Raw genomic sequence first — 13,199 nt, 5'->3', positions numbered from 1 at the left:
CAGGGAGGAGAGTTAAAGAAAAGGGGAGGCGCCTTTCGACGCCTCCCCATTCTGTCGTTTCGGTCTTAGAGCCCGACGACGCCACCATCGACCTTGGTGATCACCACCGTCGCCGAGCGCGGACGCACCGTGGCGCCGGCGGTGCCGGTGGCCTGGCTGTCGGGCCAGTGGCTCGACGGTGCCGCCGCGGTGCCGCCTTCGCCCGGATGCTGGATGCCGACGAAGATCGTGCGGCCGTCCGGCGTGGTGTCGATCCCGGTGATCTCGCACTGGACCGGCCCGATCAGGAAGCGCTTGAGCGTCGCTGCGGTCGGCGTCGCGCCGATCCGAGTGACGACGGTCCAGGTGACGCCGCCGGCAGTGGTGTTGGTCACCGTGCGGGTGCCGCCGTCGCCGACGCTGCCCGGCATCGCGACCAGCATCTGGTTGTTGGTCTGGTCGGTGAACGCGCTGTCGTCGGTCTGGAGCCAGACGATCGGCTTGACCTGGCCCGAGGCGTTGGTCGGGCGACCGAAGAACAGGCCGTCCGGGCTCGAGAAATCGTTGTCCGCGGTGAGGCCCGACAGGTTGATGTTGGTCGCGTCGAGGTCCGAGCCGGCACCGAACAGGAACACGTCCCAGGTGAAGCCCAGCGCTTCGGTGTTGTCGCCGGTCTCGCGGATGCGGATGACATGGCCGTTGCGATTGCCGCGCGAGGTGCTCGGCGCGTCGACATAGACGCGTGGGTTGGCGGCGTTGGTCTGGCGCTGGCTGGCCGAGGGCGTATCCGCGCCGGTGACGCGGCTGCCATTGTTGGTCAGCGTCAGATAGACTTCGCCGGTGACCGAATTGACCGCGGTCCATTCGGGGCGATCCATCGGGGTGGCGCCCAACGCGTCGGCGGCGAGGCGGGTGTTGACCAGCACGTCGGCCTGGCTGGCGAACGGATAGGCGGCGTTCGAGGCGTCGAGCGGCGCGGTGCCGTAGACCAGCGGCTTCCAGCTGCCGGTGCCGTCGGCATTGAACACCGCGACATAGAGCGTGCCGGCGTCGAGATACTTGTCGCCGATCGCCAGGCGGTCGGTGGCAGTGGCGTCGGCGGCAGCCCAGGCGGTGCTCGACACGAACTTGTACATATACTCGTTCACCGCGTCGTCGCCCATGTAGAATGCGGGCTTGCGGCCGGCGACGAACGGACCCGGCCACGCGCCTTCATGGCCCATGCGGCCCATTGCGGTGCGCTTGCGGGGCGTCGAGGCGGCGTTGTACGGATCGATCTCGACCACCCAGCCGAACTGGTTGGGCTCGTTGCGCCAGTCGGTGGTGGCACTGCCGCCCACCGTCGCGCGCGCGTCCCAGCGGCGGAACAGCGTATTACTGGCATCGGCCGGGGTCACGGTCGACCAGCCGTAATTGCCGGTGCTGCTGGTGACGCCATAGCGGGCGAGGGCAGTGAGCTCCTTGGTAGTGCGCGCCGCATTGTCGCCGCTGCGGCGGAAATAGCCTGCCCAATTCTCTTCGCAGGTCAGCAGCGTGCCCCAGGGCGTGTAGCCGTTGGCGCAGTTGTTGATCGTGCCGCGGCCCGCGGTGCCGGCAGTCGAGTGCGGCGTCTTGACGAAATCGGTGCCCCGCACCGGTCCGTTGAGTGCCATCGGCGTGCTCGGGGTGATGCGGCGGTTGTAGGCCGAATCCTGCTTGAATGCCCAGGCGCGGTTGGCGCCTTCGGAATATTCAGTGACGCTGAGCCCGTGGCACTCGATCTCCTTGAGCGCCTCGCTCTCGGGACGGACGCCGCCCGGGCTCGTCGCACCCGCGACATGGAGATACATGTCGTTGATGTTCTCATGGTTCTGCGCGATCAGCCCGCGGGTCGACGAAGCGTCGTCGCGGGCATTGCCGGCGGCGTTGAGGCCGAACCAGCGCAGCGCGTCGTGATGGTCGCCGATGCGGCCCGCGAAATTGGTGTCGGTGCCGTCATTCTTGTAGGCTGGCACGCCCGGCAGGATCGGATCGCCGGTGCGGTTGATCACCTGCACGTTGTAGCCGGCGGGGACGGTGACGACGTCGTTGCGGTTCTTCGGCACCGCGGCGAAGCCGAGCGCGGCGGGGCTGACCGTCACCGTGGTGGTGGCAGTCGCCGCAGTGGTGCCATTAGCCGCAGCGAACTGGAAGGTCAGCACGGTCGCGCTGGCGACGCTGGGGGCGAGGAAGGTGGCGGTGTTGCCGGTCGCGCCTTCGAGCGTGACGGCGGGGCCGCCGGTCTGCGTCCAAGAGACCGCCTGGCTGCCGGTGGCGGTGCCGGTCAGCGTCACCACGCGGCCGGCATTGGCGGCACCTGCGGCGCCGGCGCTCACGGTCGGCGCCGGATCGGTCTCGATCGCAGACGAATCGCATGCGGCGAGCAGCGAGCCGCCGAGCGTTGCGGCGACCAGCGCCGAGCCGCCGCGGAGCGCCTGGCGGCGCGAGAGGCGCTGCGACGCGAGTTCGTTGAGTGTTACTGCGCTGCTGCGGTTGGTATCGACGTCGCCATCGGAATAGCCGAAGGCGTCGGGCGTCAGATCGTTCATGGAAATCCCCCAGGATATCCGAGCCATCGCGGCCCGGCCGATCCAGCCTTTGCGAGGGCTGCTTTACGGCGTGATGCTATTGAGGTTGCGCGGCGATGACTCTTCTCGGACGCGATTGTGACGCTTTGCCCTTCGCCGCGGCACCGGCTAATCGGCGGGCGTGATGCAACTCGGCACGCCCGATCCCGAACCCGTCCCGCCGCCGAGCCTCGCGCAGCGGCTGGCCGCGTTCGCCAAGCGCGCGCCGATGGCCGCCGGGACGCCGCGTGCCGAGAAATGGCCCGAGGGCAGCATTGCCGCGCTGGTTGCGCTGCTGATCGCCGCGGGACCGCTGCTGACGATCGCCGGGGCGAAGCTGCTGGCGGCGCAGGAGCGTGGTGCTGCCAAGCAGCTCGCGGCGGAAGCCGCGCCACGGATCGAGGCAGCGCGCGCGGCGGAGACGGCGCGCAGGCAGATCGACACGGTGCTGCGCCGGATGACGCTCGGTGTGACGCTAGAGGCGCTGGCCCGTGCCTTGCCTGCGGACGCGACGCTGGTTCGCGCCGCGCGCTCGATCGAGGGCGTTCTGGAAATCGACGTCGCCGCCGCCGATCCGGATCGGCTTCGCGCCGCGCTGCGCCGCGCACCGGCCTTCGCCCGGTTGCGCAACACCGGCCAGCGCGAGGCCGATGGCCGGATGATCGTCACCTTTGCCGGGACGACGTCGTGAGGATCCCGCGGCTGGCGATCGGCGTAGGGGCCGGGTTGCTTGCGCTGGCACTGCTGGCGCCCGTTACGGGGACGGCGCTCGGCGAGCGTGCCAGTGCGCGGGCCGAGCGCCAGCGCCTCGCCGCGGCGGCAGCCCAGCCCGAACGGCGCGTGCCCATCGTCGCGGACGGGCTGGCGACCGCTGCGTCCGATACGGCCGCGGCGCGTGCGGCGATGATGGCGCGCCTCCAGCGGCTTGCCAAGGCGGGCGGGGTGCTGGTCGAGGAAACGCATGCGATCGAGGTACCTGCGGGTCTGGCGGCGCTGCGCATCCGCGTCTCGGGCGCCGAAAAGGCCGTGCTGGCGCTCGCCGACTCTTTCGAGCGCGAACGCCCGCTGATGCGTTTCCAGCGCTGGTCGATCGAGCCGGTGGCGGGCGGCGTTAGACTCAGCGGCGAAGCGGTGGCGGTGCAATGAGGGCGAACCGGATCGCGATCGGGCTGGCCGGGTGCTTCGCCGTGCTGATGCCGCTGGTGCTGTTGTTGCCAAAGGGCGGCGCGGGAAAGACTGAGCGCGCGGCGATGCCTACGGTACCGCTCGCCGCGCCCCCCGCGGCCCCGGCGCTCGCCGCCGTCTACGAACGCCCGCTGTTCGGCGCGGCGGGCGAGGAGAACACGCCCGCATTGCCCGCCGACGCGCCGGCACTGGTCGGGGTCGTCGGGCGGCTCGGCGCCGACGCCGTCGCGCTGGTCCGCACCGGCGACGGCACGCGCGCGCTCCAGATCGGCGAGAGCGTCGACGGCTGGCAGCTCACCAGCCTGGCGATCGATGCGGCGTTCTTCACGCGCGGGGCGCAGCGGGTTCGGGTGCCGCTGCCGGGGGAGTGAGCATCGGTTAGTAAATTCCGTCGATCTCCACCGTCAACCGTGGTGTCGGCGGGGCGAGAAGCAGGCTCGATCGGCGCGTATTGGCGATCTCGTCGGCGCGGAGCCGGGCGTATTTGTCCTTGGCGGCGGCCGCCGCATCTGCGGGATCACGCAGGATCGTCGGCTTTAGGAAGATGAACAGCGTGCGCTTCTGGCGTGTCTCGCGGCGGCTCTTGAACAGCTCGCCGACCAGCGGGATGTCGCCGAGGATCGGGACTTGCTGGCGGGTGTCCTGACGATCGTCGGTGATCAGGCCGCCGAGCACGATCGTCTGGCCGTTGTCGGCGAGCACGGTGGTGTTGATCGCGCGGCGATTGGTGACGAGGTCGGAGGCGGCGGCGGTCTGCGCCGCGGCGATCGACGAAGCTTCCTGGTTGACCTGGAGCCGGATCGTGTCGCCGGCATTGATCCGCGGTAGCACGCGCAACGTGATGCCGACGTCCTTGCGCTCGATCGTGGTGTAGGGCGCGACCGAAGTCGAATCGGTCAGCACCGATCCGGTGACGAACGGGACATTCTGGCCCGACACGAACTCGCCGGCGACATTGTCGAGCACGGTGATCTGCGGGGTCGAGAGCAAATTGGCGCGGGTCGAAGTGCCAAGCGCCTGGACGAGGATCGAGAAATTGTCGCCGATCGCGAGATTGCCGGTGAAGCCGTTGCCGATCAGCGAACCCGCGGGCACGCCCAGCGCCTTGAGGATCGTGCCGAGCGACGTGCCCGCGGTATCGAATGAAGTGCCTGCACCCTCGACTTGGTTGAGCGCCGCTCCGCTGGTGCCGAGCTGGACGCCCAGCGCTTCTGCATCTTCGCCGGTAATCTCGGCAATTGCCGCTTCGATCATCACCTGCGGCCGGCGGACGTCGAGATCGGTGATCAGGCCCTCGATCGATGCAATCGCGGTGGGCGTGCCGCGCACCACCACGGCGTTGAGCTCGGGGGCGGGCTGGACGGTGAGGTCCGGCGTCGAGAAGCCCTGCGGCGTCTGCGCCGGCTGGTTCTGCATCACCGGCTGCGTCGCCGCGTTGGCCGCCTGCATCGCGTTGCCGAGCCCGGAGCCGTTCGACGCGACGCTGTTGGGCAGCGAGGTGACGCCCTGGGTCGAGCCGCTCAGCCGCGCGAAGGGGTTGGTCGCCGAGCCCGACAGGCTGCGCGCGATCGGATTGTCGGCGCTCTCGCCCTGGCCAAGCACGCCGCGCAGGACTTCGGTCACCGTCTCGGCATCGGCATAGTTGAGCCGGAACATCCGGGTGATCGGCGTGGCGCCGCCGGGCTGGTCGAGCGACGCGGCGATTTTCCGTGCCTCGGCGACCGCGGCGGGGGTGCCACGGACGATCACGGTGTTGCTGCGCCCGTCGGCGGCGACGCGTGCGCCGGTTCCCCCTTGCTGGTCGCCGAGCACGGCGGTCAGCGACTGGGCGACGTCGGCGGCATTGCCGTTCCTGAGCGTGATCGTCGCGAACGTCGCGCCGCTGCCGCCGTCCAACTGGCGGGCGATGGCTTCGACGCGGCGGACATTGTCGGCATAGTCGGTGATGACGATCGCGTTGGGGCTGGTCAGCGGCTCGACGCTGCCGAAGGTCGCGACCAACGGCCGCACGACGCGCGCGACATCGGCCGACGGGACATTGGCGAGGCGGACCATCCGCGTGACGAGTTCCTGCCCGCCCGCGGCGCGGCTGGGCACGCCGCCGTCGCGCACCGCGTTTGCCGCGGGGACGACTCGCCACGCCCGGCCCGAACGCACTGCCGAGAAGCCGTTCGCGCGCAGCACCGACTGGAACAGCTCCCACACCCCCGAAGGCGACAGCGGGGTCGCCGAGGTGACGGTGACCACGCCCTTGACCGAGGGATCGAGGATCAAGGTGCGCCCGGTGATCCGCGAAATCTGGTCGGCGACGTCGGCGATCTCGACGCCGCGCATGTTGATCACGATGTCGCCCGGCGCGGCCTGTTCGGCGGTCTGCGCGAAGGCGACGCCGTCGAGCGCAGTGCCGGCAAGCGCGAGAGCGGCGAGAGTGGAGCGAATCTGGTGCACGGGGCTCTCTTTATCGGAGCGGCACGGTAAGCGTCAGTCGCTTTCCGTCGCGGAGGATCTGGATCTGGGCGGAGCCGCTGGCCTGGGCGGAGGCAAAGGCGGCGTTGGCGGCGTTGGGATCGCCGAGCGAGGTCCCGTTGACCGACTGGATGACGTCGCCCGCGACCATGCCGGGCGGGCCGTTGTCGCCGATGCGGAAGCCGCCGCTGACCGGCGTCGCGTCGAAGCGCTGAAGCAGCGCCGCTGCCCCCGCGGCGGGCGGTGCGGCAGGGGCGGGGGGAGCACCCGGCGCCGGCGCCGTGCCCGGCTGGGGCGTCGTGGCCTCCTGGGCGGCTGCCTGGCGCTGCTCGGGAGACAAGGTCGGATCGGGGAAAGCGAGATACTCGCTGCGGCCGTTGGCGGACAGGATCACCCGGTCGCGCAGGATCGCCTGGATCGAGGCGCCGTTGACGGCCTCCCCGACGCGGAACGGCGTCGCCGCCGCACCGCTCACCGAGATGAACGCCGTCGAGAGCTCGGCAGGGATCGCTGCGATCACGCCCTTCAATTCGAGCGGCAGGCTGGTCGCCTGCGATGCGTCGGCGGCGGCAGGCTTGCCGAACGGCGCAAGCGCAATCGCCGGGGCGATGTCGGGCGTCACGGCGGGGCCGCTGCGCCCCGAGGGGACGGTGATCGCGCCGGTCCCGGCATGGCCGGCGAGCCGCCAGGTCAGCCCGGCGAGCGCGACCGCTACCGAGATCACGACGAGCCCGGTCAGCACATCGAGCGCCGTGCGCGCCTGGCGCGGGGTGAGGGAAAGCGGCGTCATCCCCTGCGTCCGTCCACGAAGCCGTCGAGCGATGCAAGAGGCGTGGCTTCCTGCGCGGGATATACCTCGATGCGGACGCGCTGGATCTCGGGGTCGTCGGTGCCGCGGCGGGTGACCGCGACGCGCCATTGCTCGCCGAGCATCTCGACCTGGCCCGCGTCGGATGCGGGGGTGCGCACTTCGAGTTCGGCGAGCTTGTTCTCGGCGACCCACATCGCCGCGGTACGCCGCTCGACGCCGCGGGTGGAGTCGATGTGCGATTCGACCGTCCGCATCAGCCCGACCGTGGCGATGGCGAGGATCGCGAGCGCGACCAGCGCTTCGATGAGGGAGAAGCCGTCCTCTCCGCCCGCAACTGCTAGTGTGCTCCGGCGAAGGCCGGAGCGCTGGGAGGCGCGCATATCGCTCTCCATCCAGCGCTCCGGCCTTCGCCGGAGCACAGTAATGGCAAGAAGGCTCATACCTTCGGCGCCGGCGCGGCGCGCGCGGTGAGGCCGTCATAGGTGACGATCCAGCGCTGCGAACCGCTCTCGACGATCGCCGACATCGGCCGCCCCGCGCCGTCGACGCCCAGGATCACCGGCGGCCGCACGCTCAGCGTCACCACCATCCCGCCGGGGAGGCGGTGGAAACCGAACGCCTCATTGGTCTGCGCGACCATCCGGCCGCCCGCGCCGATCGTCGCGAATCCATAGCCGTTCTTCTGAACGGTGAACGCCATCATCCGGTCGCCGAGCATCGCATCGTCGGCGGCGGCCTGGAGGCGGGTGGCGAGGCGACGCGCCTCGGTCTCAACGCTGGGGGCGCGGGTGACGCTGCCGATGCCGAGCGCCACCGCGCCCGCCATCACCCCGATAATGACGAGCACGATCATCATTTCGAGCAGGGTGAAGCCTGCTTCGCCCGGTGATTCGCGCCGTGCCCCCCGCATGCGCGTCAGCCCTTGCCGTCGATATCGGCGTCGACTCCTTCGCCGCCCTGCTTGCCGTCGCGGCCGAGCGAGCGAATCGTGAAGCTCATCCCATCCGACTGATATTCATAGGGCTTCTGCCACGCGTCGAGCGGCGGCGCGGAGAGGTAGCCGCCCTGCGCCCAGCTCGACGGCACCGGCGGCGTGGTCGGGCGCTCGACCAGCGCCTTAAGGCCCTGCTCGGTTGTCGGATAGCTGCCGCTGTCGAGCCGGTACATCTTGAGCGCGGCGGTGATGCTGCCGATGTTCGACTTGGTCGTCGTCGCCTTGGCCTCGTCGGGGCGGCCCATTACGTTGACGGTGATGAGGCCCGCGATCACGGCGATGATCACCAGCACGATCATCATTTCGAGGAGGGTGAAGCCTTCCTCGGAGGTTGTGCGGCGCTTGCGGTTCTGCCTAAGCAGTGCGATGTCACTAAACTGTTTCAAAACTATGCGCATCCCCGCCCCATGCGTCCTTCCCATGAAGCAAATGTGACAGCCTCCGGTCGTCCCTTGGGCGCGCCCGATGCGCCGGAACCGCTCGCCGCGGGTGTCTGGACGCTGGCGGGCGGCAGGCTGATCATAGCCGAGCCGGGAGGCCCTGCAACCGTGCTCGTGCCGACCGAGCAGGTTCGCCTGCTTGCCGTCGACTTGCCGTTGCCCAGCCGGGCCAAGCGGATCGAGGCACTGCCCTTCGCGATCGAGGACCAGATCGCCGAGCCGATCGATAGCGTCCATTTGGCATTGGGCGCCGAAATCGCGCCGAAGCGCTATCTGGTCGGCGTGGTGCGGCATGAGGTGATGGTCGGCTGGATCGAAGCGGCGGAGCAGGCCGGGTTCGGTCACGCCGCGATGGTCCCCGACGCGCTCGCGCTGCCCAGGCCGGGCGAAGGCGAATGGGCGGTTGATCTCGCCGCCGACCGCGCGGTGGTGCGTGCCGGCGACGGCACCGGCTTCGCGGTCTCGCCGGCGATCCTCCAGGCGGCATGGCAGGCGGCGGACCGCCCAGCCGCGCTCGCTTATGGCGCGCCGCTGCCCGCCGAGATGGCGGCGGACGGCTCGACGCTCGCCCCGGCGGCGCTGTCCGAGCGACTGCTCGCCCCCGCGCTCGATCTGCGCCAAGGCGCCTATGCCAAGCGCCGCGGCACGCTACCTAATGTCTGGCGGCGGCTCGGCTGGATCGTCGCGATCGGCGCGGCGGCGCATGTCGTGATCGCCGCGGCCGACACGCTGATGCTGCGCACGATCGCCGACCGCCGCGAGGCCGACGCGCGCGCCGTGGTCGCGATCGCAGCGCCCGGTGCCAATCTGGGCGGCGACCTCGCCACCAGTGTCGCCGATCTGCTGCCCACCGGGAGTAGCACGCCGCCCGATGCTTTCCTGCCGCTGCTCAGCCGGATCTCGGGCGCGCTCGCGCCGCTGGCCGGGTCGATCAGCGTCCGCGCGATCGACTATCAGGCCAAAGCACTGGCGCTCGACTTGGACGGCAGCGATCCGGGCCTGGTCAGCCGTGTCGACGCTGCGTTGCGGGCATCGCGCGCGCCAGGCCAGGTGACGCGCTCGCCCGACGGCAGCATTCGCATTACGGCGCGTAACCCATGAGAGTGATCCTCACCCGCTTGCCGGCGCTCGACGCCGCGCTGCTTCGCTTCGATACTTGGTGGGGCGGGCTCAGCCGGCGCGAGCGTGTGCTCGTGACGGTGCTGGGCGGGCTGCTGGCCGTCGCAGTGCTCGTCTACGGCGTGGTCAAGCCGCTCCAGGCCGCGCGTGCCGACGCGCTTGCTGACATCCGCACCTACGAGACGCTGAGCGCGCGCATCCGCGCCGCGGGCACGCTGACGACGGCGCAGGCGCCGCGGCGTCAGGGCGCGCCGGCGCAGGTCGTCACCAGCTCGGCGACGGCATTCGGGCTGGTTGCGACTCCCGCGGCGATCCCCGGCGGCACACGCGCGACGATCGCCGATGCGAGCTATGATTCGCTGATGGCATGGCTCGCCGACCTGAGCGCGACGAGTGACCTGCGCGTACGCCGCCTCTCGATCCAGCGCCGGCCCAGCCCGGGGCGCGTCTCTGCCAGCGTGGATTTCTAGATATGGAAGAGACGCTGATCGTCGTCGACGACGCCCCCGCCACCTTGCCGTACAGCTTCGCGCGCAGGAACGGCGTGCTGCTGCGTCCGGGTGCCGCAGGAGTCGAATGCGTCCACCGCGCTGGCGTCAGCCTCGACGCACTGCTCGAAGTCCAGCGGATCGCGCCCGATGCCAGCCATGTCGCCCTGAGCGACGAAGCGTTCGATGCGGCGCTGGGCGCAGCCTATGGTGGCGGGGCAGGGGCGGCCGCCGATATCGATCTGGGCGACATGGACCTCGCCGCGCTCGCCGACAGCGCCGCCTCGATCGACGACTTGCTCGACACCCGCGACGACGCGCCGGTAATCCGCCTGATCAACGCGCTGCTGCTCGAAGCGGTCAAGGAAGGCGCGTCCGACGTTCACATCGAGACGCAGGAAAAGCGGCTAGTCGTCCGATTCCGCGTCGACGGCGTGTTGCGCGACATGATCGAGCCGCCGCGCGCGCTGGCGCCGCTGCTGGTCAGCCGCATCAAGGTGATGGCGAAGCTCGACATCGCCGAGCGCCGCGTGCCGCAGGACGGCCGCGTCACGCTGCGCATCGGCGGCCACGATGTTGACGCGCGCGTCTCGACGATCCCGACCCAGCATGGCGAGCGGGTGGTGATGCGCCTGCTCGAAAAGGGCTCGCTGCGGCTCGACATGGAAGTGCTCGGCATGAGCCAGCGCGACCGGACCGTGTTCAACCGGCTGCTCGAGCGCCCGCACGGCATGCTGCTCGTCACCGGGCCGACGGGTTCGGGCAAGACCACCACGCTCTATTCGGCGCTCAACCGGCTCAACGATCGCAAGCGCAACATCATGACGGTGGAAGATCCCATCGAATATGAGCTTGCCGGCATCGGACAGACGCAGGTCAATCCGCGCACCGACATGACCTTTGCGCGCGGGCTGCGCGCGATCCTGCGCCAGGATCCCGATGTCATCATGGTCGGCGAGATTCGCGACCAGGAGACCGCGCAGGTCGCGGTGCGATCGGCGATGACCGGTCATTTCGTACTCTCGACGCTGCACACCAACAGCGCGATCGGTTCGGTGACGCGGCTGATCGACATGGGGGTGGAGCGCTATCTGCTCGCGCCGATGCTGGTCGGACTGGCGGCGCAGCGGCTGGTGCGGAAGCTGTGCCCGAGCTGCCGGCGCCAGGATCGCGCTACGCAAGCGGACTCGATCCTCCTCGGCAGGGCGATCCAGGCGGGCGAACCGCTTTGGCGCGCGCAGGGCTGCGACGAGTGCCACCAGGAAGGCTATCGCGGGCGTGCCGGGCTGTACGAAGTCGTTGCGCTCGACGACCGGTTGCAGAAGATGATCCATGACGGGGTTTCGGAAGCGGAACTCGAGGCGCAGGCCCGGAAAGACAATCCGAGCCTGCTGGACGATGGCGTGGCCAAGGTCCGGGCCGGGGTGACCACGGTGGATGAAGTCGCCCGCGTTGTGAGGGACGAGGCGTGATCCTTGCCCAATTCTGTTCGCCGGCGAAGGCCGGGGCCCAGAAGATGGAAGCGGTCTAGTGCCCGCGTATTCCTACCGCGCGGCCGATCGCACCGGTGCCAAGCGCAAGGGCGTCATAGAAGCGTCGTCCCCCGCCGCCGCCCGTGCGCTGCTGCGCGAGCAGGCGTTGCTGCCCCTATCGGTCGAGGCCGCGGGCGAGCGCGGGCGCTCGTTCGGCAGCATCGAACTGCCGCGCCTGCGCCGCCCCGGCATCTCGCCCAAGGCGCTCGCCACGGTCACGCGGCAGATCGCCACGCTCGCGGGCTCGGACATTGCGATCGAGGAAGCGTTGCGCCTCGTCGCCGCGCAATCCGAAGCGCAGCAGGTCAGCTCGGTGCTGCTCGACGTGCGCGGCGCGATCCTCGACGGGCGCAGCTTCGCCGCCGCGCTTGCGCAGCATCCCAAGGCCTTTCCCGAATTCTACCGCGCCTCGGTCGCCGCGGGCGAGGCATCGGGGCGGCTTCCCGACGTCCTCAACCACCTCGCCGAATTCGTCGAGAACCGCCAGGCCAATGGCCAGAAGCTCCAATTGGCACTGCTCTATCCGGCGCTGCTGGCGCTCGTGTCGGTCGGCATGATGGTGCTGCTGATGGTCTATGTCGTCCCAGACATCGTCCGCGTCTTCGTTTCGCGCGGTGCCGATCTGCCCTTGCTCACTCGGATGTTGATCGCGCTGAGCTGGTTCCTGCAGAGCTTCGGGCTGTACCTGATCCTTGCGCTGGCGGTGGGCGCGCTGTTCGCGCTGCGCTGGATGCGGGTGCCTGCCAATCGGCTGCGGCTGCACCGGATGTTCACCGAGCGCCGCCCGTTCCGCCGCTTCAGCCGCCAGCTCAATGCCGCGCGCTTCGCCGGCAGCCTCGCAACGCTGGTAGGCAGCGCGGTGCCGCTGGTCGAGGCGCTTCACGCAGCCGCGGCAGTGACGCCCAATCGCTGGGTCCAGGAAAAGGCGCTCCGCGTCGCCCAGCGCGTCCGCGAAGGCATCAGCCTGCGCGCCGCGATGCAGGAGGCGGGAGTATTCCCGACGATGCTGGTGGCGATCGTCGCCAGCGGCGAAAGCAGCGGCCGCTTGGCGCCTGCGCTGGGCCGCGCGGCGCACGAGCTCGAACGCGAGCTGGATGCGCTGGTCTCGACTTTGGTGTCGCTGGTCGAGCCGCTGGTGCTGCTGGTGATGGGCGGGCTGGTGCTGCTGATGGTGCTCGCGATCCTGCTGCCAATCATCAATCTGAACAATCTGGTGACGCTTTGATGGTCCGTTTCGCTGGGTGTGGGCTATCGTCTCAGTAGCCGAAGTCCCACCCGTCCTCAGTCTTATACAAATCCGCTTCCTCGGGGATGCCCGGACCCCTCGATGAATAACGCGGCCACTTGAGATAGCTGCAATGGGCCTTCCGCCCGAATTCGATCCAGGTGCAGACCGCGCTGCCGAACCGGGGTGGCGGATTCCATAGCGGCTCAACGCCCTCTTGCTGGGCTTGCGCCTGGGCGCGTCCTGCCACCGAGACCCAAGCGGCGAGCATTTCGTCTTCGGATAGACGAAACTTGCCGCGGCCATCATTATGCACACATCCCGTAACCGCTGCGCAGATCGCTATACTCAAGGCGATCCGCATTATCACCTCTG

Annotated in this window: 14 protein-coding genes; 7 read left to right on the top strand and 7 right to left on the bottom strand. The window is 69.6% G+C overall.

Annotated elements, in window-relative coordinates; all coding sequences use genetic code 11:
• Nucleotides 1-65 precede the first annotated feature (65 nt).
• Entirely contained in the window at nt 66-2,546 is a 2,481-nt protein-coding gene (locus RZN05_RS10225; RefSeq protein WP_317226512.1) for a PhoX family protein, read from the bottom strand.
• A gap of 160 nt (nt 2,547-2,706) precedes the next feature.
• Here RZN05_RS10225 and RZN05_RS10220 point away from each other — a divergent pair, with 160 nt between their 5' ends.
• From RZN05_RS10220 to RZN05_RS10210, 3 genes are read left to right on the top strand one after another with little or no spacing between them, the layout of a single operon-like run.
• The gene (locus RZN05_RS10220) at nt 2,707-3,255 is read left to right on the top strand and encodes a hypothetical protein (RefSeq protein ID WP_317226511.1); all 549 of its coding nucleotides are present in this window, start codon (nt 2,707-2,709) and stop codon (nt 3,253-3,255) included.
• Nucleotides 3,252-3,710: a hypothetical protein gene (locus RZN05_RS10215; protein WP_317226510.1), complete on the top strand. Its 459-nt coding sequence runs from the start codon at nt 3,252-3,254 to the stop codon at nt 3,708-3,710. Before RZN05_RS10220 ends, RZN05_RS10215 begins: the two co-directional genes overlap by 4 nt.
• The gene (locus tag RZN05_RS10210) at nt 3,707-4,120 is read left to right on the top strand and encodes a hypothetical protein (protein ID WP_317226509.1); all 414 of its coding nucleotides are present in this window, start codon (nt 3,707-3,709) and stop codon (nt 4,118-4,120) included. Before RZN05_RS10215 ends, RZN05_RS10210 begins: the two co-directional genes overlap by 4 nt.
• A 7-nt stretch (nt 4,121-4,127) precedes the next feature.
• Here RZN05_RS10210 and gspD read toward each other — a convergent pair whose 3' ends face one another.
• Genes gspD through gspG form a run of 5 tightly spaced genes read right to left on the bottom strand, consistent with a single transcriptional unit; the run spans nt 4,128 to nt 8,406 of the window.
• Nucleotides 4,128-6,197 (bottom strand): type II secretion system secretin GspD, encoded by a 2,070-nt coding sequence (gspD, locus tag RZN05_RS10205; protein ID WP_317226508.1) that lies wholly within the window; start codon nt 6,195-6,197, stop codon nt 4,128-4,130.
• A 10-nt stretch (nt 6,198-6,207) separates the two neighbouring features.
• Entirely contained in the window at nt 6,208-7,005 is a 798-nt protein-coding gene (locus tag RZN05_RS10200) for a type II secretion system protein N (RefSeq protein ID WP_317226507.1), read from the bottom strand.
• Complete coding sequence (gspI, locus tag RZN05_RS10195) at nt 7,002-7,406, bottom strand: type II secretion system minor pseudopilin GspI (RefSeq protein WP_317226506.1); 405 nt, start codon at nt 7,404-7,406, stop codon at nt 7,002-7,004. Before gspI ends, RZN05_RS10200 begins: the two co-directional genes overlap by 4 nt.
• Nucleotides 7,407-7,462: 56 nt before the next feature.
• On the bottom strand, nt 7,463-7,936 hold the full coding sequence (locus RZN05_RS10190; protein WP_317226505.1) for a prepilin-type N-terminal cleavage/methylation domain-containing protein: 474 nt from the start codon (nt 7,934-7,936) through the stop codon (nt 7,463-7,465).
• A gap of 5 nt (nt 7,937-7,941) precedes the next feature.
• Nucleotides 7,942-8,406, bottom strand: a complete 465-nt coding sequence (gene gspG / locus RZN05_RS10185) for a type II secretion system major pseudopilin GspG (protein WP_317226504.1) — start codon at nt 8,404-8,406, stop codon at nt 7,942-7,944.
• 66 nt (nt 8,407-8,472) lie between these two features.
• Here gspG and gspL point away from each other — a divergent pair, with 66 nt between their 5' ends.
• The 4 genes from gspL to RZN05_RS10165 are packed head-to-tail and all read left to right on the top strand — an operon-like array spanning nt 8,473 to nt 12,824.
• Nucleotides 8,473-9,561, top strand: coding sequence for a type II secretion system protein GspL (gene gspL / locus RZN05_RS10180; RefSeq protein WP_317226503.1), 1,089 nt, complete (start codon nt 8,473-8,475; stop codon nt 9,559-9,561).
• The gene (locus tag RZN05_RS10175) at nt 9,558-10,049 is read left to right on the top strand and encodes a type II secretion system protein M (RefSeq protein ID WP_317226502.1); all 492 of its coding nucleotides are present in this window, start codon (nt 9,558-9,560) and stop codon (nt 10,047-10,049) included. Before gspL ends, RZN05_RS10175 begins: the two co-directional genes overlap by 4 nt.
• 2 nt (nt 10,050-10,051) lie before the next feature.
• Nucleotides 10,052-11,539 (top strand): type II secretion system ATPase GspE, encoded by a 1,488-nt coding sequence (gene gspE, locus RZN05_RS10170; protein ID WP_317226501.1) that lies wholly within the window; start codon nt 10,052-10,054, stop codon nt 11,537-11,539.
• A gap of 58 nt (nt 11,540-11,597) precedes the next feature.
• A complete protein-coding gene (locus RZN05_RS10165) occupies nt 11,598-12,824 on the top strand; it encodes a type II secretion system F family protein (protein WP_317226500.1) in 1,227 nt (408 codons plus the stop codon).
• 31 nt (nt 12,825-12,855) lie between these two features.
• Here the strand turns inward: RZN05_RS10165 and RZN05_RS10160 are convergent, their stop codons facing one another.
• Complete coding sequence (locus RZN05_RS10160; RefSeq protein WP_317226499.1) at nt 12,856-13,188, bottom strand: hypothetical protein; 333 nt, start codon at nt 13,186-13,188, stop codon at nt 12,856-12,858.
• Nucleotides 13,189-13,199: the final 11 nt, after the last annotated feature.

Origin of the sequence: Sphingomonas sp. HF-S4 (genome assembly GCF_032911445.1) — a bacterium.
Taxonomy (GTDB): Bacteria; Pseudomonadota; Alphaproteobacteria; order Sphingomonadales; family Sphingomonadaceae; genus Sphingomonas; species Sphingomonas agrestis.
Note: the sequence above shows the minus strand (reverse complement) of the source record. Positions and strands in the feature narration are given on the sequence as shown.